This window comes from Microbacterium sp. Z11_20, assembly GCF_057197605.1.
The window spans coordinates 786,416-807,529 of the sequence record NZ_JBXVOQ010000001.1; the positions used below are offsets into that span (position 1 = coordinate 786,416).

The 21,114-nt window shown below is 69.8% G+C and carries 17 protein-coding genes; 3 read left to right on the plus strand and 14 right to left on the minus strand.

Translation table 11 applies throughout. The annotated features are described in order from the left end of the window. Positions 1–218: 218 nt before the first annotated feature. From AC2DFQ_RS03810 to AC2DFQ_RS03870, 13 genes are all read right to left on the minus strand, one after another. On the minus strand, positions 219–1,577 hold the full coding sequence (locus tag AC2DFQ_RS03810; RefSeq protein ID WP_484509166.1) for an FAD-binding oxidoreductase: 1,359 nt from the start codon (positions 1,575–1,577) through the stop codon (positions 219–221). Between the two features lie 157 nt (positions 1,578–1,734). Continuing rightward, positions 1,735–2,628 (minus strand): GTPase Era, encoded by an 894-nt coding sequence (era, locus tag AC2DFQ_RS03815; RefSeq protein WP_484532986.1) that lies wholly within the window; start codon positions 2,626–2,628, stop codon positions 1,735–1,737. Further along, entirely contained in the window at positions 2,621–3,964 is a 1,344-nt protein-coding gene (locus AC2DFQ_RS03820; protein ID WP_484532987.1) for a hemolysin family protein, read from the minus strand. The genes era and AC2DFQ_RS03820 overlap by 8 nt, the downstream gene beginning before the upstream one ends. After that, complete coding sequence (ybeY, locus tag AC2DFQ_RS03825) at positions 3,961–4,428, minus strand: rRNA maturation RNase YbeY (protein ID WP_484532988.1); 468 nt, start codon at positions 4,426–4,428, stop codon at positions 3,961–3,963. The genes AC2DFQ_RS03820 and ybeY overlap by 4 nt, the downstream gene beginning before the upstream one ends. Beyond that, positions 4,425–5,531 (minus strand): PhoH family protein, encoded by a 1,107-nt coding sequence (locus AC2DFQ_RS03830; RefSeq protein ID WP_484532989.1) that lies wholly within the window; start codon positions 5,529–5,531, stop codon positions 4,425–4,427. The genes ybeY and AC2DFQ_RS03830 overlap by 4 nt, the downstream gene beginning before the upstream one ends. Further along, positions 5,506–5,856, minus strand: a complete 351-nt coding sequence (locus AC2DFQ_RS03835) for an HIT domain-containing protein (RefSeq protein ID WP_484509161.1) — start codon at positions 5,854–5,856, stop codon at positions 5,506–5,508. Before AC2DFQ_RS03835 ends, AC2DFQ_RS03830 begins: the two co-directional genes overlap by 26 nt. 41 nt (positions 5,857–5,897) lie before the next feature. Continuing rightward, positions 5,898–6,629, minus strand: a complete 732-nt coding sequence (locus tag AC2DFQ_RS03840) for a 16S rRNA (uracil(1498)-N(3))-methyltransferase (protein ID WP_484532990.1) — start codon at positions 6,627–6,629, stop codon at positions 5,898–5,900. A 3-nt stretch (positions 6,630–6,632) separates the two neighbouring features. Next, positions 6,633–7,757, minus strand: coding sequence for a molecular chaperone DnaJ (dnaJ, locus tag AC2DFQ_RS03845; RefSeq protein WP_484532991.1), 1,125 nt, complete (start codon positions 7,755–7,757; stop codon positions 6,633–6,635). 51 nt (positions 7,758–7,808) lie between these two features. Next, the gene (gene hrcA / locus AC2DFQ_RS03850; protein ID WP_484509158.1) at positions 7,809–8,849 is read right to left on the minus strand and encodes a heat-inducible transcriptional repressor HrcA; all 1,041 of its coding nucleotides are present in this window, start codon (positions 8,847–8,849) and stop codon (positions 7,809–7,811) included. A gap of 82 nt (positions 8,850–8,931) precedes the next feature. Continuing rightward, a complete protein-coding gene (hemW, locus tag AC2DFQ_RS03855; protein WP_484532992.1) occupies positions 8,932–10,149 on the minus strand; it encodes a radical SAM family heme chaperone HemW in 1,218 nt (405 codons plus the stop codon). Further along, positions 10,149–10,799, minus strand: coding sequence for a DUF1990 domain-containing protein (locus AC2DFQ_RS03860; RefSeq protein WP_484509156.1), 651 nt, complete (start codon positions 10,797–10,799; stop codon positions 10,149–10,151). Before AC2DFQ_RS03860 ends, hemW begins: the two co-directional genes overlap by 1 nt. Positions 10,800–10,961: 162 nt before the next feature. Then, positions 10,962–12,818, minus strand: a complete 1,857-nt coding sequence (gene lepA / locus AC2DFQ_RS03865) for a translation elongation factor 4 (RefSeq protein WP_484509155.1) — start codon at positions 12,816–12,818, stop codon at positions 10,962–10,964. Between the two features lie 12 nt (positions 12,819–12,830). Continuing rightward, positions 12,831–13,985 (minus strand): pyridoxal phosphate-dependent aminotransferase, encoded by a 1,155-nt coding sequence (locus AC2DFQ_RS03870; RefSeq protein WP_484532993.1) that lies wholly within the window; start codon positions 13,983–13,985, stop codon positions 12,831–12,833. Positions 13,986–14,203: 218 nt separating this feature from the next. Here AC2DFQ_RS03870 and AC2DFQ_RS03875 point away from each other — a divergent pair, with 218 nt between their 5' ends. The 3 genes from AC2DFQ_RS03875 to rpsT all read left to right on the plus strand — a co-directional run bounded on the left by AC2DFQ_RS03875 (position 14,204) and on the right by rpsT (position 20,011). Continuing rightward, entirely contained in the window at positions 14,204–18,856 is a 4,653-nt protein-coding gene (locus AC2DFQ_RS03875; RefSeq protein WP_484532994.1) for an ExeM/NucH family extracellular endonuclease, read from the plus strand. A gap of 63 nt (positions 18,857–18,919) precedes the next feature. Continuing rightward, the gene (locus AC2DFQ_RS03880; protein WP_484532995.1) at positions 18,920–19,639 is read left to right on the plus strand and encodes an alpha/beta fold hydrolase; all 720 of its coding nucleotides are present in this window, start codon (positions 18,920–18,922) and stop codon (positions 19,637–19,639) included. A 111-nt stretch (positions 19,640–19,750) separates the two neighbouring features. Beyond that, the gene (rpsT, locus tag AC2DFQ_RS03885) at positions 19,751–20,011 is read left to right on the plus strand and encodes a 30S ribosomal protein S20 (RefSeq protein WP_484509151.1); all 261 of its coding nucleotides are present in this window, start codon (positions 19,751–19,753) and stop codon (positions 20,009–20,011) included. A 61-nt stretch (positions 20,012–20,072) separates the two neighbouring features. Here the strand turns inward: rpsT and holA are convergent, their stop codons facing one another. After that, on the minus strand, positions 20,073–21,110 hold the full coding sequence (gene holA / locus AC2DFQ_RS03890) for a DNA polymerase III subunit delta (RefSeq protein WP_484509150.1): 1,038 nt from the start codon (positions 21,108–21,110) through the stop codon (positions 20,073–20,075). Between the last annotated feature and the right edge of the window lie 4 nt (positions 21,111–21,114).

The window sequence follows — 21,114 nt, forward strand, 5'->3', positions numbered from 1 at the left end:
GGGTCGCTTCCGGTTGTCGAGGAGTCGGGCCGACGAGAAGCTCCGCGACGAGGAAGGCCCTTAGAACGAGGCCTCGTCGCGGCGGCTAAGAAGAAGGAGCCCACCGAAGCGCATACCGGAATGCTAGCAGGGGTGCGCGAGCGAGTGCGCCCGCGAGCGGCTCGGCTGCCGCCTCGATGGCGGGTATCGAGCTGCTCGCGGGCGCAGGGCGTCGGGCCTCAGCGTGGGAGACCGGTGGGGATGCCGATGAAACGCCCGCCGGGATCCACGCGCTCTTTCACGCTCCGCAACCGATCGAGGTTGCCGCCGAAGTTCGCCGCTGCCCGGTCCGACTCCTCGTCGCCCAGAAGGTTGGGGTAGCCCGCATCGAGAGCGTACGGAGAAAGTCGCTCGAGAAGCTCATCGACCCAGGCGACCTGCTCGTCGTGCCCCTCCCGCTCCCCCGTGGTGGCGATGAGCTCGGCCATGAAATGCGGTTCACGCAGCCCCCACGCCGATGACTCCGCCGGCATGCGGGTCGCCGCTCCATGGAAGTGATGGATGTTGACGGCGCTGTACGGCGACGTGCGGCGACGCTCGGCGTCGGCCAGCACGGCGGAGATCTCCGGTGTGAAGCCCGGCAGAGAGACGGTTCGGAGGGTGTAATGCAGCCCCGCGGGGAAGAGTCCGTCCAGCGCGTGCGCCGCTTGGGCCGGGGTGGTCGAGTCGACCTGGACGAGCGCCGGGGTTCCCAGAGCCGAGATCCTCTCGACCCAGTCCTGCCCGCGGTCGGCGTCGCCGGCCCAGAGCAGCGACAGCAGCAAGGCAGAGCTGCCGTCCGGGCCGCTCCCGATCGTCGGCCGCACCCCCAGTTCGTCGGGCATCTCGGGCAGCAGGGAGTTCAGCCCGGTGAGCACCGGCTCCAGTTGGTCCGCGGGGAACATGACGATTCCGGCGAGCACGGAAGGAAGCTCGAACAGGCTCACCTCCAGCTCGGTGACGACGCCGAAGTTCCCACCGCCGCCACGGAGCGCCCAGAGCAGGTCGGCATCCGCGGTCTCGGATGCTGTCACCACACGCCCGTCGGCCAGTACGACCTGGGCGGCGAGGATGTTGTCCGCTGCGAGGCCCGCGATCCCGAGATACGGACCGTAGCCGCCGCCCAACGCGAGACCCGCGAAGCCCACCTCGCTGACGGGTCCGACAGCGACAGCGAGGCCGTGGGCAGCCGCGGCATCCACGACGTCCCCCAGCGTGGCACCGCCCTGCACCCGGGCTGTCCGCGCCTGCGGGTCTACGGTTACCTCGCGCAGCGCCGACAGATCGATGACGAGCCCGCCGTCGGCGATGGCCCGTCCGGCCCAGTCGTGGCCCCGTCCGCGAACGCTGAGGGGGACGTCGTCCGGTGTGAGTTGGAGGACGCGCTGCACATCGGTCGCGCTCGCGACGATCGCGATCGCGGCCGGTCTGACCGCCGGATGTGCGCTCCAGATGGCTGCGGCCTGTTCGAAGTCGGCGTCGCCCGGCACAAGGAGCCGGCCGTCGATCGCTTCCGCGAGGGGGGCGAGGGGGATAGGGGTGGGGGATTGTGCTGCCATAGTCGTTCCTTACAGTCGTCGTGTCGGCATGGCGGACGAGCGGCCTGCCGTCGGAGTCGGAGGGCGGATGACGGTGTGTCCCAAATCGTACGCATACGGACAGTCGGGTAGGAAGCATGCACAGCAGAGTCTCGGCTTACGCCCGGGTGCTGGAGCGCTAGAAGCCCAGGCGGCCGAGCTGCTTCGGATCCCGTTGCCACTCCTTGGCCACGCGCACGTGGAGCTGAAGGAAGACCCTCGTGCCCACGAGAGGCTCGATCTGCGCCCGCGCCCGAGCGCCCACGTCGCGTAGCCGTGAGCCCTTGTGCCCGATGATGATCGACTTCTGGCTGTCGCGCTCGACGACGACGTTGGCGAAGACGTCGGTCATCGAGCCGGTGTCGCGCTGGGAGATGTCCTCGATCGTGACCGCGATCGAGTGCGGAAGCTCGTCGCGCACTCCCTCGAGAGCGGCCTCGCGGATGATCTCGGCGATGCGGTCCTCCAGCGACTCGTCGGTGACGACGCCTTCCTCGTAGAGCGCGGGACCCTCCGGCATCAGCGGGAGCAGCTCGTCGGCCAGCACGTCGAGTTGATCGTTGGTGAGGGCCGACAGCGGGATGACCGCGTGCCAGTCCTCCCGCAACGCGTCGACCTCCAGCAGACGCTCGGTGATCTGCTCCCGCGAGGCGGCGTCGGTCTTGGTGACGATGGCGACTTTCCTCGCGCGCGGATAGTTGCTGAGCGATTCCGCGATCCGGCGGTCGCCGGGGCCGACCTTCTCGGTGGCGGGGACGCAGAACGCGATGACGTCCACATCGCCCAGCACCTGTTCCACGAGGTCATTCAGTCGCTGACCGAGAAGCGTGCGCGGGCGGTGGATTCCCGGGGTGTCCACGATCACGAGCTGCCCGCCGGGCCGGTTGACGATGCCGCGGATGGCGCGGCGGGTCGTCTGCGGCTTGTCGCTGGTGATCGCGACCTTCTCCCCGACCAGGGCGTTGGTCAACGTGGATTTCCCCACGTTCGGCCGCCCCACGAACGTGACGAATCCGGATCGGGGTTCACTCATCGCGCTCTTCCTTCCGTGGCACGCGGATCTCTCCGGTGCGCGGTCGTCCGGGCACCTCATCGGCGATCTCCGGCTCCTCGGCGCGCTCGACGAAGACCGTCGCGATCCCCCGTCCGCGTCCGCGCGAGGCGCCGCCCGTCATCACGAGTCCGTCGTACTCGGCGGTGGCGCCGGGCTGCGGGATGCGGCCGAGCGCCTTACCCAGGAGTCCGCCGATGGAATCCACCTCTTCGTCGTCGAGCTCGAGGCCGAACAGGTCGCCGACCTCATCGAGCCCGAGGCGTGCGCTGACGCGGAAGCGCCCCGGCTCGAGTTCGGCGATCTCGGACGATCGCGCGTCGTATTCGTCGGAGATATCGCCGACGAGCTCTTCGATGAGGTCTTCCAACGTGACGAGCCCCGACACCCCGCCGTACTCGTCGATGACGAGGCACACGTGGACGGCGTCGCGTCTCATCTGCTGCAGAAGGGTCTCGGCGCGCATGGATTCGGGCACGAACACGGCCGGTCGCGCGATGCGGCGGATCGGAGCGTCGCGCCATCCCTGCTCATCGCGGAAGCCGAACTGCACGAGGTCTTTCAGGTACAGCATCCCGACGATATCGTCGGCCTCGTCGTCGATCAGGGGGATGCGCGAGATGCCCTTCTCCAGGAAGAGCGACAGCGCCTGCCGGGTCGTGGCGGCCGCGTCCACCGAGACCATGTCGGTGCGCGGCACCATCACCTCGCGCACGTACCGGTCGGTGAAGTCGAACACCGAGTGGATGAGCTCGCGGTCGTCCTCCTCGATCAGCTCGTTCTCCGCCGCCTCGTCGATGATGCTGAGCAGCTGCTCCTCCGACGCGAACGACGACCCGGGTGCGACGCCGGGCGTCACCCGGCTGCCCAACGCGACCAGTGCGTACGCGAGGGGGCCCAGCAGGATCCGCAGGGCGCGGATGACAGGGGCGGTGGCGCGCAGCAGCGCGCGGGCGTGCTGGCGACCTACCGCGCGGGGGCTCGCCCCCACCGCGACGAACGAGACCCCGGTCATGATGACCGCGGCCGCGAGGGCCGCCCACCAGATGTTGTCGATCAGCACGACGAAGGCGGCGGTCACCAGCACCGCAGCCGTCGTCTCCGCCAGTACCCGGATGAAGGAGACCGCGTTGGCGTGGGCATCGGGATCGGCGGCGATGCGTCGAAGAGACAGCGCGCTGCGCCCTCCGGCGGCCAGATCGGCCAGATCGGCCAGGTCGGAGCGGGACGTCACGCCCAGGGCGGCTTCGACGGCCACCATGAGCCCGCCGAAGGCGACCAGCAGGAGGGCGGCGAGAAGAAGAAGCGCTTCGGTCATGTGCGGCGGCGACGCTCGGCCGACTGGAAGCCGATGATCAGATCCTTCTGCAGCGAGAACATCTCCCGCTCGTCCTCCGGCTCGGCGTGGTCGAATCCGAGGAGATGCAGGAGGCCGTGGGTGGTCAGCAGGATGAGTTCGTCCTGGGTGGAGTGCTTCGCCGTCACGGCCTGACCCTCGGCCACCTGCGGGCACAGCACGATGTCGCCGAGGAGCCCGGCCGGGGTCGGCGAATCCTCGGTGCCGGGGCGAAGCTCGTCCATCGGGAAGCTCAAGACGTCGGTGGGACCGGGCTCATCCATCCACTGCACGTGGAGGGCCTCCATCGCTCCCTCGTCCACGAGCACGATCGCCACGTCGGCGTCGGGGCTCACATGCAGTTCCTCGAGGTTGTACTCCATCAGACGCAGCAGCACCTGCTCGTCGACGGTCATCCCCGATTCGTTGTTGATCTCGATCGTCATGAGCGTCCTCGCCTGGGCAGGTGGTCGCGCGGAGCCGGCGCGCGACCCGTGCGCCGCTCGGCGCGGTTGGCGAACTCCGTCGCCTCCTCGCGCTCCCGACGCGTCACGAGGCGCTTCTCGTCGTACTCGCTGTAGGCATCGACGATGCGGCCCACCAGGGTGTGGCGGACCACGTCGTCGCTGGTGAGATAGGAGAAGAAGATGTCGTCGACGTGCGACAGGATGCGGGTGACCAGACGCAGGCCCGACGACCCCTGCGGGAGATCGACCTGGGTGATGTCGCCGGTGACCACCATGCGAGTGCCGAACCCCAAACGGGTGAGGAACATCTTCATCTGCTCGGGGGTGGTGTTCTGCGCCTCATCCAGCACGACGAACGAATCGTTCAGCGTGCGACCGCGCATGTAGGCCAGGGGCGCCACTTCGATCGTCCCGCTCGCCATGAGCTTGGGGACGATCTCGGGGTCCATCATCTCGTTGAGCGCGTCATACAGCGGGCGCAGGTACGGGTCGATCTTGTCCGTCAGGGTTCCCGGAAGGAACCCCAGTCGCTCCCCTGCCTCGACGGCGGGACGGGTCAGGATGATGCGGCTGACCTCCTTGCGCTGGAGGGCCTGCACGGCCTTGGCCATGGCGAGGTAGGTCTTCCCGGTTCCGGCGGGGCCGATGCCGAAGACGATCGTGTTCTCTTCGATGGCGTCGACGTACGCCTTCTGGCCCATCGTCTTCGGCCGGATCACCTTGCCGCGCGACGACAGGATCGCCTCCCCCAGCACCTCCGACGGCCGCGTGCCGCCGCCGGCGTCCTCCGCGGAGCGCAGGATGCGGCTGGAGCTGGACACGTCGGAGGGGTCGAGACCTTGCCCGGCCTTGGCCATGGCAAGCAGCTCATCCACGAGAGCGCGCGCACGGGCGACGGCGTCGGCGAGGCCGGTCAGGGTGATCTCGTTGCCGCGGACGAGCACATCCACGTCGGGGTGTTCCTTCTCCACGACGCGGAGGAGCCGATCCTGGGGGCCCAGGAGTTGTACCATCGCCACGCCATCCGCGTACACGCGGTCGACGATCATGCCGGAATCATCGGCCACCGAGGCTCTTTTCATCGAGATCGCCCGCGAGCACGTGGGCGTGGACGTGGAAGACGGTCTGCCCGGCGCCCGGACCGGTGTTGAACACGAGCCGGAAGTCACCCCCGCCGTTCTCCGCTGCCACGGAGCTGGCAAGACCCACGAGTTCGGCCAGCAGCTGGGGGTCGCCGGCGGCCAGCTCCACGACGTTGCGGTACTGGGCGGTCTTGGGGATCACGAGCAGGTGCACGGGTGCCTGCGGGGCGATGTCGCGGATCGCGAACGCGTTCTCCGTCTCCGCGATGATCTCCGTGGAGAGTTCGCCCTGGAGGATGCGCGTGAAGATCGACGGTTCGGTCATTCATCCAGTCTATCGACGGGGCACCACGCCCAGGCGGGCGATCACCAGCGTCCCAGGGCGACGTTCGCCACCGACAGGGCGGCCGCGCCTGCCGTCGACGTGCGCAGGATCGTCGCCCCCAGCCGCACCGGCTCCGCTCCGGCGGTCGAGAGGGCACTGAGCTCCGCCGGGGAGACGCCGCCTTCCGGGCCGACGACCACGGCGATATCACGCTGTCCGGCACGCAGGTCGAGGCCGGTCAGCGCACGGGATGCGGAGGGTTCGAGCACCAGCATCCGCATCGACCCGGTCATCCGGGTCAGTGCGGCCGTGTCGACAGGGTCAGCCACCTCGGGAAGCCACGCGCGATGGGCCTGTTTGGCGGCCTCGCGCACGATCGTCCGCCACCGGGTGAGAGCCTTGTCGACCTTGCCGTCCCACCGCGAGATGCTGCGCTCGGCCTGCCACGGGATGATGCGGTCGACGCCGAGCTCGGTCGCCGCCTGCACCGCCAGCTCGTCCCGGTCGCCCTTGGCGAGGGCCTGGACGAGGGTGAGGGTCGGTGAAGGCGCCGCGACTTCGGTCCGGGTCGCCACGCGCACGACGACCTCCCGCGCCGACACCGCCGCGGCCGCGCCCTCGAGCCACGTGCCGCGCCCGTCGCCGACGGTCACCGTCTCGCCCGCCCGCAGACGCCGCACGTTCGCGGCGTGATGCGCTTCGGTGCCGCTGAGCACCACGTCGTCGCCGGGCTGCGCGTCGGAGGCATCCTCGGCCAGGAAGTGCAGCGCCACGGCTCAGCCGTTCCGGAAGCGGTCGCGCAGCTTCGAGAACAGTCCCTGGTGGAATTCGGCCAGATGCGGAGACGGCGACTTGGTGCGGCGCGCGAACTCCTCGATCAGGGCCCGTTCCTTCGCGTCCAGACGGGTGGGTGTGACCACGTGCACGCCCACGCGCAGGTCGCCGCGCTGCGTTCCCCGCAGCGGGGTGACGCCACGGCCCTTGATCGTGAGCACGTCGCCGGACTGCACACCGGGGCGCACCTCGAGTTCGACCTCGCCGTCCAGCGCCTCGATCGTGGTTTCCGTGCCCAGGATCGCGTCGGGCATCGACACCTCCAGGGTCGCCAGAAGGTCGTCGCCCTCTCGGCTGAACACCTCGTGCGGGGCGACGTTGATCTCCAGGTAGAGATCTCCGTTCGGGCCTCCCGCGGGGCCGACCTCGCCCGACCCGGGCATCTGCAGGCGCAAGCCGGTCTCGACGCCCGCGGGGATGTCGACGGACACGGTTCGGCGTGCGCGCACGCGTCCCTGCCCCTGGCAGGTGGCGCACGGGTAAGGGATGGTCGTCCCGTAGCCCTGGCATGTGGCACAGGGCTGAGAGGTGACGACGTTGCCGAGGAGGCTCCGCACGGTGCGCTGCACGTTTCCGGTTCCGTGGCAGATGTCGCACGTCACCTCCGACGTACCGGGCTGACAGCACGACCCCTGGCAGGTCTCGCACAGCACGGCCGTGTCGACGTCGAGGTCGCGGTGCACTCCGAACACGACATCGCCGAGCTCGAGCGTGACGCGCACCAGGGCGTCCTGACCGCGCTCACGGCGAGACCGGGGACGCCCGCCCCGGCCTCCGCCGCCGGCGCCGCCGAAGAACGTCTCGAAGATGTCGCTGAACCCGCCGAACCCCGCCGCGCCCCCGGCACCCCCGAACGGGTTCGAGTCGCCGCCCATGTCGTAGCGGCGACGCTGGTCCGGATCGCTCAGCACGTCGTACGCGTGTGTGACGAGTTTGAATCGTTCGGCCGCACCCTCGCCGGGGTTGACGTCGGGGTGGAGTTCGCGCGCAAGCCGCCGGTAGGCGCGCTTGATGTCGTCCGCAGACGCGTCGCGCGCGACGCCGAGGACCTCGTAATGGTCAGCCACAATCGCCTTCCTGCCCGCGTACAGCGGGACCGTTCGAAGACCGGATGCGCCTCAGCGGCCGTTCTCGTCCTCTTCGAGCATCCGGGTCAGATAGTGCGCGACGGCGCGAACCGCCGCGAGGTTTGAGGGGTAGTCCATCCGCGTGGGGCCGAGCAGGCCCACGCGGGCGCCGCTGGCCGGCGCGTCGTAGTGGCCGATGAGCACGGATGCCTCGGGCAGCCCGAACGGCTCGTTCTCGCGCCCGATGCTCGCCGACAGGCCTTGATCGTCGGCGACCATCTCACTCATGAGGCGCAGCAGCGTCACCTGCTCCTCGATCGCCTCCAGGAGCGGGTAGATGCTGCCACGGAAGTCGGATTCGCGGCGCGCCAGCGTCGCCGCCCCGGCCATGACCAGACGGTCCTGACGGAATTCCTCGAGCTCTTCGGCGAGGACACGCAGGATCGGGTACGCCATCGCGTCCAGGCCGCCACCGGTCGGCGGCGCTTCGCTGAGGAGCCCGCCCAGTCGTTCGGCGCCGTCGCGTACCGATCGGCCGACCAGCAGGGCTCCGATCCGAGCGCGCAGCTGCACGAGATCGGCGTCGCTCGGCTCTTCCCGGGAGAAGGCGATGCGCTGGGTGACACGTCCGGTGTCGGTGACGACGACCACGAGCATCCGCCCACCGCCGAGACCCACCAGTTCGACGTGCGTCACATTCGCGGTGGCAAACGACGGATACTGCACCATCGCCACCTGCCCGGTCAGCCGGGTGAGGGCGCGCACCGTGCGCCCGAGCAGATCGTCGAGATCTCCGGAGTCGCCGAGGAACGACGCGATCGCCGCGCGCTGGGCCTGGGAGAGGGGCCGCAGGTCCGCCAGGTGGTCGACGAAGACGCGGTACCCCTTGTCGGTGGGCACGCGTCCGGACGATGTGTGCGGCGCGGCGATGAGGTCTTCGTCTTCCAGCAGCGCCATGTCGTTGCGGATGGTGGCCGCAGACACCCCGAAGGCGTGGCGATCGACGATCGCCTTGCTGCCTACCGGCTCATGCGTATCGACGTAGTCCTGCACGATGGCTCGCAGCACCTGGAGCCCGCGTTCCGTGACCATGGCACCCCTCCCCCGCGACCGTTGGCACTCGTTGTCGTTGAGTGCCAATTCTAGCGGATGAGGCCGGATCTCAGCCTGAGGCTCACTGGGTGAGCGTGTGGACGACGGCGTCGGCGAGGAGCCGGCCCCGCCTGGTCAGCACGACGCGCCCGCGCACGGCGTCGGTGCCCTCGACGAGGCCGTCCGCCACGAGCCCGGCGACGGCGTGCCGGCCCTCTGCGAGCAACTCCGCGACGGGGATCCCCTCGCGGATGCGCGAGCGCAGCAGCACGGCCTCGAGCCGCTGCGCTTCGGCATCGGGACGCTCGCGCCCGGCCGCGGGCGATGCCCCCTGCGAGAGCCGCGCCGCGTAGGCGGCGGGGTGGCGCACATTCCACCACCGCATCCCGCCGACATGGCTGTGCGCACCGGGGCCATAACCCCACCAGTCGGTGCCGCGCCAGTAGGCGAGGTTGTGCCGGGAGCGGTGCTGCGGGGTGCGCGCCCAGTTGGAGACCTCGTACCACTCGAGTCCGGCGGCACCGAGCAGATCGTCGGCCAGCTCGTACATGTCGGCTTGCAGATCGTCGTCGGGCTGGGCGAGTTCGCCGCGCCGGATCTGCCGCGCGAGCCGCGTGCCGTCCTCGACGATGAGTGCGTACGCGGAGAGATGATCGGGTTCGAGGGAGATCGCCTCCTCGAGCGAGAGCCGCCAGTCCTCGAGCGACTCGCCCGGGGTGCCGTAGATGAGATCGACGCTGACGTCGAGCCCGGCGGCTCGGGCCGCGGCGACCGCGGTGCGGACATTGGCCGGGTTGTGCGTGCGATCGAGGGCCGCGAGGACGTGCGGGCGGGTCGATTGCATGCCGATCGACATCCGGGTCACCCCGGCCGATGCCAGCTCGTTCGCGACCGCATCCGTCACGGTGTCGGGATTGGCCTCGACGGTCACTTCGGCTCCGTCGGCCACCCCGAAGGCCCGGCGCACTCCCCCCAGCATCCGCGCCAGGTCACCGGGCGGCAGGAGCGTCGGTGTGCCGCCGCCGAAGAAGATCGTCGAGGCCGGCCGCAGCGGGCCCGTCGCGGCGAGGACGCCCACGGACTGGTCGATCTCCCGCACGAGCGTGTCGGCGTACTGGTCCTGCCGCGCCCCGCGCAGTTCGGACGCGGTGTAGGTGTTGAAGTCGCAGTAGCCGCAGCGCACACGACAGAACGGCACGTGCAGATACACGCCGAAGTCGACGGCCGGATCGGTACGGATGTCCGCGGGCAGTGCCCCGTCGAGGGGAGCGGGATCGCCGAGGGGAAGGGCAGCGCCCATCAGCGGGACGTCGCGTACAGCGGGGAGATGGCGCGCAGGTATCGCTGGAAGAGCTCACGCCGGCGGTGGCGGACGAGACGCGGGTAGAGGCGGTACACGAGCGCGGCGGGGGCGTCGAAGGCGCGGACGGTGAACCAGACCTCGTCGTTGTCGCGCCACTCCAGGAGGAAGAACTCCTCCCCGCTGACCACGGATTCGCCGACGGTTCCGAGGGTGAACCCCACCCGTCGTGGCTCCTCGATCACGGAGATGACGCGCAGCTCGCCTTCCGCGCTCATCCGGTTCACGCGACCGCGCAGGCGCACGGTGGTCCCGGGGGCGACGAACGGGGTGCCGTCGGCGTCGAAGTGCTGGTCGGTCTCGAGCCGGCTCGGAGCGACCGGGTTCCCCTCGGCGTCATACCCCACGCCGGTGTACATCGGTCCCTGAGCGGGGCGCACGTCGGTGAGCGTGAGGCCGCCCTCACGCTGCGCCGACCACGACAGCAGCGCCTCGCTGGCCCCGGCGAAGCGCTCCTGGCCACTCCCGATCCGCCAGCTCTCCTCGGCCGGAATCGACCGCTCCGGCGGGTACTGCATCAGATCGGACGCCTGCGTGCCCCCCACGGCGGCGTAGTCGACCGTCTCGTCTCGAAAGGTCCCACGGCGCATGAGTCCAGGGTACTTCGGCTTTCCGTGCGTTGCGCCCGAGCCGCCGCGCCGCCGCCATCGCCTCCGCACGAATCCGGTGGCCCGGCGAGAATCCGGCCGGCTGCGGGATTCTCGCCGCGCGGGTGGATTCTCGGGGATTCGGGTGCGGAGGAGGGGGAACGGCTACTTGCCGTCGACGTCGCCGGAGAGCGCCGCGATGAACGCCTCCTGGGGGACCTCGACCCGGCCGACCATCTTCATGCGCTTCTTGCCCTCTTTCTGCTTCTCGAGGAGCTTGCGCTTGCGCGTGATGTCACCGCCGTAGCACTTGGCGAGCACGTCCTTGCGGATCGCGCGGATGTTCTCACGGGCGATGATGCGCGCGCCGATGGCGGCCTGGATGGGCACCTCGAACTGCTGGCGCGGAATGAGCTTGCGCAGCCGCTCGGTCATCAGCGTGCCGTACGCGTAGGCCTTCTCCCGGTGCACGATCGAGCTGAACGCATCCACCTTCTCGCCCTGGAGCAGGATGTCGACCTTGACCAGGTCGGCCTCCTGAGATCCGGCGGGTTCGTAGTCGAGGCTCGCGTAGCCCTGGGTGCGACTCTTCAGATGATCGAAGAAGTCGAACACGATCTCCCCGAGCGGCATGGTGTACCGCAGCTCGACGCGGTCCTCGCTGAGGTAATCCATGCCCAGCAGCGTTCCGCGTCGTCCCTGGCAGAGCTCCATGACGGTCCCGACGTAGTCCTTGGGCAGCAGGATGCCGACCTTCACGACCGGCTCGGACACCGAGGCCACGCGGCCATCCGGGTACTCGCTCGGGTTGGTCACCGTCACGGTCTCGCCGGTATCCGTCGTCACCTCGTACGTCACCGATGGGGCGGTCGTGATGAGGTCCAGGCCGAACTCGCGCGAGAGGCGCTCCGTGATGATCTCCAGGTGCAGCAGGCCGAGGAATCCGGCACGGAACCCGAACCCGAGGGCGACGGAGGTCTCGGGCTCGTACTGCAGGGATGCGTCGGAGAGCTTGAGCTTGTCCAGCGCCTCGCGGAGCTCGGCGTAGTCGCTGCCGTCGATCGGGTAGATGCCCGAGAACACCATCGGCTTCGGGTCGGTGTAGCCGGGGAGTGCATCGGTGGCGGGCTTGCGGTGCGTGGTGATCGTGTCACCGACCTTGGACTGGCGCACGTCCTTCACACCCGTGATGAGGTAGCCCACCTCCCCCACGCCCAGTCCCTGGGTGGGGACGGGTTCGGGGCTCGATACGCCGATCTCCAGCAGCTCGTGCGTGGCCTTGGACGACATCATCTGGATGCGTTCGCGCGGCCCGAGCTTGCCGTCGACCATGCGCACGTAGGTGACGACGCCGCGGTAGGCGTCGTACACCGAATCGAAGATCATCGCGCGGGCGGGGCCCTCGGGCTTGCCCTGGGGCGCCGGGATGTCGGCGACGATGCGGTCGAGCAATTCCTCGACACCCTGCCCCGTCTTCCCGCTGACCCGCAGCACGTCATCGGGGTCGCCGCCGATGAGGCCGGCGAGCTCGGCAGCGAACTTGTCGGGGTCGGCGGCGGGCAGGTCGATCTTGTTGAGCACCGGGATGATGTGCAGGTCGTTCTCGAGCGCGAGGTAGAGGTTCGCGAGCGTCTGCGCCTCGATCCCCTGCGCCGCATCCACCAGCAGGACAGCGCCCTCGCAGGCGGCGAGCGACCGGCTCACCTCGTAGGTGAAGTCGACGTGTCCGGGCGTGTCGATCATGTTGAGCGCGTAGGTCTCGGTCGTGCCATCACCCCGGCTGAGGGCCCACGGCATGCGCACCGCCTGGCTCTTGATCGTGATGCCCCGCTCGCGCTCGATGTCCATGCGGTCGAGGTACTGCGCGCGCATGTCGCGGTCGGCGACGATGCCGGTGATCCCCAGCATCCGATCGGCCAGCGTCGACTTGCCGTGGTCGATGTGGGCGATGATGCAGAAGTTGCGGATCAGCTCGGGCGGGGTCGCGGACGGCGCGAGAGGCTGCAGGGCGAGGGGTGACATGTCCCCTTGATTCTACGGGCGCGCGGCGGCAGGCATGGGCAGACGCCGGACGCCCTCGACGAGCTCCTCGCGGTCGCTCGCGACGCACACGCGGATCCAGCCCTCCCCGGATGCTCCGAAGGCCGACCCCGGCGCGACGGCGACGCCACGCTCGTCGAGGAATCGTTCGCACCACGCAGCGACGTTCCCCTCGGTCGCGTGGGACATGTCGATCCAGAGGTAGAAGGCGCCGCTGGGCTCGAGATACGTGAATCCGCGCTCGTCGAGCACGGCTGTGGCGGCTCGGAGGTTTTCCGCGTAGTGCGCGCCGGCCTCCTCGACGCCGTCCTGCGGCCCGGAGAGCGCCGCCAGCGCCGCGTACTGCGCGGCGGTGTTGACGCAGCTGATCGCCGCCTCCTGCACGCGCAGCATCACCTCGGTCATCTCGGGCGGAGTGACAAGCCATCCGACCCTCGCGCCGGTCATGGCGTAGGTCTTCGACGTCGAGAACACCGTGAGCACGCGCCCGTCGGTGTCGAAGGTCGCCGCGCTGGCGTGCGGTGATCCCCACGTGAATCGCTCGTACACCTCGTCGCTGATGAGCCACAGGTCGTGCCGGCTGGCGAACGCGACGAGGTCGGCGATGAGCTCAGGCGCGTAGGTCACCCCGAGCGGGTTCGAGGGCGAATTGATCACGATCGCCCGGGTGCGGGGCGTGACCAGCCGCTTGAGCGCGTCGGGGTCGGGGGCGAAGCCCCGCGCGGCTTCCAACCGGTAGGGTACGGGTCGCGCCTGCAGCATGTGGGCGCTCATCGTGAAGGTGGTGTAACCCGGATCGGGAAGGAGAACCTCGTCCCCGGCCGCGAGGACGAGCGTCATCGCCTGGTGCAGCGCCTGCGTTCCACCGACCGTGACCCAGACCTGCTCGACGTCGACATCCAGGCCGTTCTCGCGTGCGAGCTTCGCGACGATCGCCTCGCGGAGCGGCCGGATGCCGCCGTTGGGCGTGTAGCGGGTCGCACCATCCGTCCACGCCTGCGCGCCGGCCGCGCGGATCCGCTCCGCGACGGCCTCCCCGGGCTCGCCGACGGACAGGATGATCGTCCCAGGCCGCCGCAGCGCGATCTCCAGAATCCGGCGTACGCCCGACCCCGGCATATCGTCGATGTGCGCGGAGACGTGCGGCATGCCGCCATCGTAGGGGGCGCCGCCCATCTCCGAACCCAGGCGCGGGCAACCCGCCGACGAGCATCCTTTCGATGCCGGGAACGGACTGTTCACACCCCGGAAACCCGGTGTCCGCGGCCGTCCCTATGATCGGAGGCAGGTCCCCCCGACCTCCCCACGGTGCCCACCCCGGGCGCATCGCGATGCTCGCGTGCGCTCAGAATCTCGGAGAAGAGTCTGTGACGACGCATCCCTCGGTCCCGGTTCTGCGTGACTCCCACCGGAGGGGGACGATCCGCTCCCTGCTCTCGGCCACGCTCGTCGGCGCGCTGTCGCTCGGCGCGGTCGGTCTCGGCGTCCCCGCCTCGGCCGCAGTGAGCCCGGATGCCCCGGTCGTCATCAACGAGGTGTACGGCGGTGGCGGCAACAACGGCGCCACCCTGACCCACGACTTCGTCGAGCTGGTCAACGTCAGCGACGCACCGGCCGCGCTGACGGGCTGGACGCTGCAGTACGCCTCCGCCACGGGCGCGTTCTCCCAGCAGTTCCCGCTGACGGGCACCATCGCCGCAGGCGGCCACTTCCTCGTTCAACTCGCTGCGGGCGATGGCGGAACCACTCCCCTGCCCACCCCGGACGCCACCGGGTCGCTGGCGCTCGGGGGCACCGCGGGCAAGGTGGCCCTCGCGTCCGACACCACGGCGGTCAGCGGCCCGGATGCGGCGAACGTCGTCGACTACGTCGCGTGGGGATCGAACGCCACTCCCGCGGCGGGCACCCCCGCGCCGGGGACGACGAACACGACGAGCGTCTCGCGGGATGCGGCGCACACCAACACCGCCGTCAACGCGGCGGACTTCACCGCGGGCACCCCCACCCCGCGGAACTCGCAGGGGGCCGCCGCACCCAGCCCCGAGCCGACCCCGGACCCCACACCCACCGAACCCGCACCTGAGCCCACGCCGACGGACCCGGCGGTCGTGACGATCGCCGGCATCCAGGGCACAGGACCGTCGAGTCCGCTCGGGGGTCAGACCGTGACGACCGAGGGTGTTGTGACGGCGCACTACCCCACGGGCGGTTTCAACGGCTACGTGATCCAGACCCCCGGCACCGGCGGCGCGCTGGATCTCGCCACGCACACCGCGTCCACCGCGGTGTTCGTGTTCGCGCCGCAGGCGGTCTCGGAGGTCGCGCTCGGGCAGACCGTCCGCGTGACCGGAGTGGTCAGCGAATTCAACGGCCTGACGGAGCTGACCGTCGGGCCCGGCAACGCGCAGGTCATCGCCGGCGCCGGCGGCCCTGTGCCCGCCACGGTGGGGTGGCCCACCGATGACGCCCAGCGGGAGGCGCTCGAGTCGATGCTCGTGCAGCCGCTGGGCGCCTTCACCGTCACGAACACCTTCACGACCAACCAGTACGGCGAAGTCGGACTCGCAGCGGGCGACGAACCGCTGCGCCAGCCGACGGATGCCGCGACCCCGGGCAGCGACGAGGCGGCGGCGATCGCAGCCGACAATGCTGCGCGCGCGGTGGCTCTCGACGACGGTGCGTCGACCAACTTCCTGAGCGCCGCGAACAGCGGGCTGACCCCGCCCTACGTGTCTCTGACGGAGCCGGTGGTCGTCGGCGGTGCGGCGCGCTTCGCCGAACCCGTCATCGTCGACTGGCGCAATGGCGCGTGGAAGCTCAACCCCCCGCGCGCGCTGGTCGGCGACGGCTCGGGCGACGGCGACGGTGTGGAATTCTCGAATCCCCGTACGGCGGCCCCCGCCCGCGTGGGCGGCGCTGTGAGCGTCGCATCCTTCAACGTCCTGAACTACTTCACGACGCTCGGCGACAGTGACCCGTCGTGCGAACCATTCATAGACCGCACCGGCAACGGCAACAACGTGGACGAGGGATGCCTGCAGCGCGGCGCGTGGGATGCGGCGGACTTGGAGCGTCAGCAGGACAAGATCGTCTCGGCCATCACGACCCTCGACGCCTCCGTCGTCGGGCTGATGGAGATCGAGAACTCCGCGGCGCTCGGTGAGACGCCCGACGAGGCCACGGCATCGCTGGTGGACGCGCTGAACGACGCGGCCGGAGCAGGCACGTGGGACTACGTCCGATCCTCGGAGGAGCTGCCGCCCGTCACGGAGCAGGACCTCATCACCAACGCGATCATCTACCAGCCGGCGCTCGTCGAACCCGTCGGACCGTCGCGCGCCCTGGGCACCCTGAGCGAGAGCGACGAGGCGTTCGGCAACGCGCGCGAGCCGATCGGTCAGGTCTTCGAGCCCCTCGCCGGAGGCGACCCGTTCCTGTTCGTCGTGAACCACTTCAAGTCCAAGGGATCGGCCGGACCGCTCCCCGGCGACGAGGACAGCGGTGATGGACAGGGGGCATCGAACGCTTCCCGCGTGGCGCAGGCGACCGCGCTGCGAGACTGGGTCACCGACATCCAGGGCGACACCGCCTCCGTCGTGCTGGCGGGAGACTTCAACTCCTACGGCCAGGAGGACCCGCTGCAGGTGCTCTACGCGGGGGGCTACACCGACGCGGAGGCTGCCTTCGACCTCGGCGAGTCGAGCTACTCGTTCCAGGGACTCTCGGGCTCACTCGACCACGTTCTGCTGAACGACGCGGCGCTCGCACGCGCCACCGGCGCCGACATCTGGAACATCAACTCGGGCGAGTCGGTCGCGCTGGAGTACAGCCGCTACAACAACCACGGCAGCCTCTTCCACGAGCCCGGCCCGCACCGCTCATCGGACCACGACCCGGTCACGGTCGGCCTCGCCGCCCAGGAAGCACCGGTCGAGATCGACATCCTGACGATCAACGACTTCCATGGTCGCCTGGAGGCGAACCCGTCCGGTGACGAGGCGGGTGCTGCGGTGATCGCCGGGGCCGTGAAGGCGCACGAGGCGGAGAATCCGAACACCTTGTTCGTGTCGTCCGGTGACAACATCGGGGCATCGACGTTCACGTCGCTGATTCAGGACGACAACCCCACGATCGACACCCTGGTGGCATCGGGGCTGGACGTGAGCGCGGTGGGTAATCACGAGTTCGACCGGGGGTTCGATGACCTCGTGAACCGTGTGCTCCCGCGGTTCGGCGGGAACACCGACCCGGCGAATGTCACCGCCGGGCAGCGTGCACTCGGTGAGGCCTACGGACTGGGCGCGAACGTGTACGCGAAGGGCACCACCGACCCGGTGCTTCCCGAGTACGTGATCAAGGAGCAGGACGGTGTGGGCGTCGCGTTCATCGGGACGGTGACACCGGACACGGCGACGATGGTCGACCCCGCCGGGGTCGCGACCATCGAGTTCGGGGACCAACTGGAAGCGGCCAACCGGGTCGCCGCCGCACTGGCAGCGCGGGATGATGTGGACGTCATCGTGCTGTTGACCCACTCCGGCGCCGCGACCTCCGGCGACTGCGCGGCCCTCGCCGCCGATCAGGCCGGGTTCGGGGCGCTGGCGACCGGCGCGTCGGCGGAGATCGACGCGATCGTGTCGGCGCACACGCACCAGACCTACGCGTGCGACGTGCCCGTCGATGGCACCGACGGTCAGACTCGTCCGGTGATTCAAGCGGCCGAGTACGGCAAGGCGATGGGCAAGCTCGACATCGCCTACGACCGGGTCCGCGACGAAATGGTCTCCATCGATGGGAGCACGTTCCCGTTGAAGGGCCGGTACCCCGCCGACGCGGACATCCAGGCGACGGTTGACGCGTACGTCGCCGAAGCCGACGTGCGCGGGGCCGTGCCGGTCGGGGAGATCAGTGGCGACATCCTCCGCGGCGGCGCCAAGCCCGGTGATGACCGCGGGGTGGAGTCGTCGATGGGGAACTGGGTCGCCGACGTGTACCTGTGGGCCACCAGTGACAACCCGCAGTTCGCGGGCACCCCGGCCCAGATCGCGTTGATGAATCCGGGCGGCCTGCGAGCGGACCTGCTCCGCGGCGAGGACGGCATCGTCACCTACAAGGAAGCGGCCCTCGTACAACCCTTCGCCAACACCCTGGTGACGGTCACCCTCACCGGCGCGCAGATCCAGGAGATCCTGCAGCAGCAGTGGAAGGCGACCGGCGACCGGCCCAAGCTGCACCTGGGGGTCTCGGACGGGTTCAGCTACGAGTACGTCGAGGATGCCCCGCCTCCCGGGCAGGCCGCACCGCGGAGCGGGCGGGTGGTCTCGATGAGCTATCAGGGTGAGGCGATCGCTCCGACAGATACCTTCACGGTCGTGACGAACTCGTTCCTCGCCAACGGCGGCGACGGATTCACCACCTTCGCCGAGGGCACCGACCGCACCGACACCGGTCAGGTCGACCTCGACGCGACGCTGGCGTACTTCGAAGCGTTCGACGTGGTCGACCCGGCGCCCCTCGGTCGCGCGATCGTGTCCCCCGTCGGCAACCCGGGTCAGAACCCGGGGACGCCGCCGACGCCCGTCGACCCCGGCGGCACCCCGCCGGCGGGGGGCCAGCAGACCGGCCGCGACTGGGCCGATGTCACGCTCAGCAACGGCGGTCGCGTCGAACAGGGCGGCGTGCTGCGGGTCACCGTCAGCGACCTCGACCCCGGGCAGCAGATCGCCGCGACCCTGTTCAGCGACCCGATCGTCGTCACCGGCATCCCCGCGGCCGACGCCTCCGGCGTCACGTCGTTCTCGATCGCGATCCCCGCCGACTTCGACCTCGGCGCGCACCGCCTGGTCATCACGACAGCCGGACTCGACCCCATCCAGGTCGGCGTCACCGTCCTCCGATCCGGCGCCCTCGCGGTCACCGGTGCGGAACTGCCGTGGGGTGTCGCCCTGGCGGGCGGGTTCCTGCTGGTGGCCGGCGGCCTGGCGTTCGTCCTCCGGCGCCGGACCGCCGCGTCGCGCTGACGCGTGCAAGGCGGCCCCGGTCTCCCGTGCGGAGAGGCCGGGGCCGCGTCGTATCGTGGAGGCATGTCGGTCCACGTGGTGTTCGTGCACGGGATCCGGACATCGGCGACCATGTGGCGCGCGCAGGTCGCCTACCTCGAAGAGCGCGGTACTCCTGCGACAGCCGTGGACCTCCCCGGTCACGGCTCGAGGATGGCCGAGACGTTCACCCTCGACGGGGCGTTCGAGACGATCGACGCCGCCGTCCGCGCCGCCGCCACGGATGGCCCCGTCCTGCTGGTGGGGCATTCGATGGGCGGACTCCTCTGCATCGAGTACGCCGGGGCCCAGGACACGCCTCCGATCGACGGCTTCATCGCGGCATCCTGCACCGCCATCCCCCGCGGCATCGGTCTGGCCACCTACCGGGCGCTGGCCCGCGGCTTCGACGCCCTCCCCGGCCGAGGGCTGCGGATCACGCAGTACATGCTGCAGAAGACCCTTCCCGCCGAGACCGCCGGCGACTTCGGCGCGGGCGGTTACGCGTTCGACGCCCAGGACAGCGCCATGGCCAGCTTGTCCGTGCTCGACCTGCTCGCAGCGCTCCAGCGCATCCGCGTACCGCTGTGGTTCGTCAACGGCCAGTACGACCAGTTGCGGATCAACGAGCGGCTCTTCCGCAAGGTCGCGCCTCAGGCCGAACTCGTCGTCGTCCCCCGCACGACGCACCTGGTTTCGGCCATGCGTCCGGAGGTGTTCAACGCCCTCCTCAACCTGGCGATCACGACCATAGAGCAAGACTGATAGACTCGGTGATTGGCTTGCGTGTGGGTCCCACCCCTCACGACCGCCGCGTGGCACCCCTCTACTGTCACGTGGCATTGACCAGATCACTCCGAACGAAAGACGTCGACCGTGGCGAATATCAAGTCGCAGATCAAGCGCAACAAGACCAACGAAAAGGCCCGTGCGCGCAACAAGGCTGTCAAGAGCCAGCTGAAAACCGAGGTGCGCCGCACCCGCGAGGCCATCGCCGCTGGCGACAAGGCCGCCGCGGAGAAGGCACTCGCAACGGCGACCAAGCGGCTCGACAAGGCTGTGAGCAAGGGCGTCATCCACGAGAACCAGGCGGCGAACCGCAAGTCGGCCATCGCCAAGCAGGTCGCGGCTCTCTAAGACCGTTTCGAAGGCCCGTCCCGTTCGCGGGGCGGGCCTTCGGCGTACCCCGGCTCGCTTGTCAGGCGGCGAACGGGGCGCGGGTCGCGATGACGGTGATCATCCGCTCGAGCGCGAAGATCGGGTCGCGCGAGGCGCCCTTCACCTCGGCATCGGCACGGGCGGTGGCCTGAATCGCCATCCCCAGCGTCACCTGCGACCATCCGACGAGGTCGCGCCGCGCCCGGTCCACCTGCCAGTCCTTCATCCCCAGCCGGGCAGCGAGAGCCCCGGACGGCTCTCGGTTGCCGGCGACGCGTGCCATCGTCCGCAGCTTCATCGCCACCGCGGCCACGAGCGGCACCGGATCGGCGCCGGAGGCGAGCGCATGGCGCAAGGCCAGCAGCGCATCGCCGTAGCGCCCGGCGATGGCGAAGTCGGCGACGGTGAACGCCGAGGTCTCCACCCGGCCGCCGTAGTAGCGCTCGACGATGCGGTCGTCGATGTCGCCCGGAACGTCGGAGATGAGCTGCTGGCAGGCCGAGCCCAGCTCGGTCAGATCATCCGCGAACGCGGAGACGAGCGCGCGCAGCGCCGTGGGAGCGATCCGCTTGCGTGCGGCGGAGAACTCCCCCGCCGCGAAGTCGTACCGGTCGGAGTCGCGCTTGATCGCCGGGCACGCGATCTCGATGCCACCACCCTGACCCGCGCGGACGGCGTCCAGGAGCTTCTTACCGCGGACGCTGGCACCGGTGTGCCGCAGCACGACCGTCGCCCCCTCCTGCACCTGGGAGAGGTAGGAGATGGCCTCGGCGAGGAACACGTCGGAGCAGCGTTCGACGCCCGAGATGCGAACCAGGCGCGGCTCACCGAACAGGGACGGGGAGCTGACTCCCAGAAGTGTTCCCGCGACGTAATCGTCGGCGCGCACATCGCTGACTTCGAGGCTCGGGTCCTCCGCCCTCAAGTACTCGCGGATACCGGCGATCGCGCGCTCCGCGCACACTTCCTCCGGGCCCGAAACGAGCACGATCGGTGCCGGCTGCGGATCACGCCACGACACCTGCGGAATCGCCGAGCGCGTCTTCGCCGGCGCGCTGCGGCGGGGTGTCGGGGCCATGTCT

What these genes read in the sequence shown, in the direction of transcription:
- AC2DFQ_RS03810 (WP_484509166.1), bottom strand. Translation starts at nt 1,577, where the DNA reads ATGGCAGCACAATCCCCCACCCCTATCCCCCTCGCCCCCCTCGCGGAA.
- era (WP_484532986.1), bottom strand. Translation starts at nt 2,628, where the DNA reads ATGAGTGAACCCCGATCCGGATTCGTCACGTTCGTGGGGCGGCCGAAC.
- AC2DFQ_RS03820 (WP_484532987.1), bottom strand. Translation starts at nt 3,964, where the DNA reads ATGACCGAAGCGCTTCTTCTTCTCGCCGCCCTCCTGCTGGTCGCCTTC.
- ybeY (WP_484532988.1), bottom strand. Translation starts at nt 4,428, where the DNA reads ATGACGATCGAGATCAACAACGAATCGGGGATGACCGTCGACGAGCAG.
- AC2DFQ_RS03830 (WP_484532989.1), bottom strand. Translation starts at nt 5,531, where the DNA reads ATGAAAAGAGCCTCGGTGGCCGATGATTCCGGCATGATCGTCGACCGC.
- AC2DFQ_RS03835 (WP_484509161.1), bottom strand. Translation starts at nt 5,856, where the DNA reads ATGACCGAACCGTCGATCTTCACGCGCATCCTCCAGGGCGAACTCTCC.
- hrcA (WP_484509158.1), bottom strand. Translation starts at nt 8,849, where the DNA reads ATGGTCACGGAACGCGGGCTCCAGGTGCTGCGAGCCATCGTGCAGGAC.
- hemW (WP_484532992.1), bottom strand. Translation starts at nt 10,149, where the DNA reads ATGGGCGCTGCCCTTCCCCTCGGCGATCCCGCTCCCCTCGACGGGGCA.
- AC2DFQ_RS03860 (WP_484509156.1), bottom strand. Translation starts at nt 10,799, where the DNA reads ATGCGCCGTGGGACCTTTCGAGACGAGACGGTCGACTACGCCGCCGTG.
- lepA (WP_484509155.1), bottom strand. Translation starts at nt 12,818, where the DNA reads ATGTCACCCCTCGCCCTGCAGCCTCTCGCGCCGTCCGCGACCCCGCCC.
- AC2DFQ_RS03870 (WP_484532993.1), bottom strand. Translation starts at nt 13,985, where the DNA reads ATGCCGCACGTCTCCGCGCACATCGACGATATGCCGGGGTCGGGCGTA.
- AC2DFQ_RS03880 (WP_484532995.1), top strand. Translation starts at nt 18,920, where the DNA reads ATGTCGGTCCACGTGGTGTTCGTGCACGGGATCCGGACATCGGCGACC.
- holA (WP_484509150.1), bottom strand. Translation starts at nt 21,110, where the DNA reads ATGGCCCCGACACCCCGCCGCAGCGCGCCGGCGAAGACGCGCTCGGCG.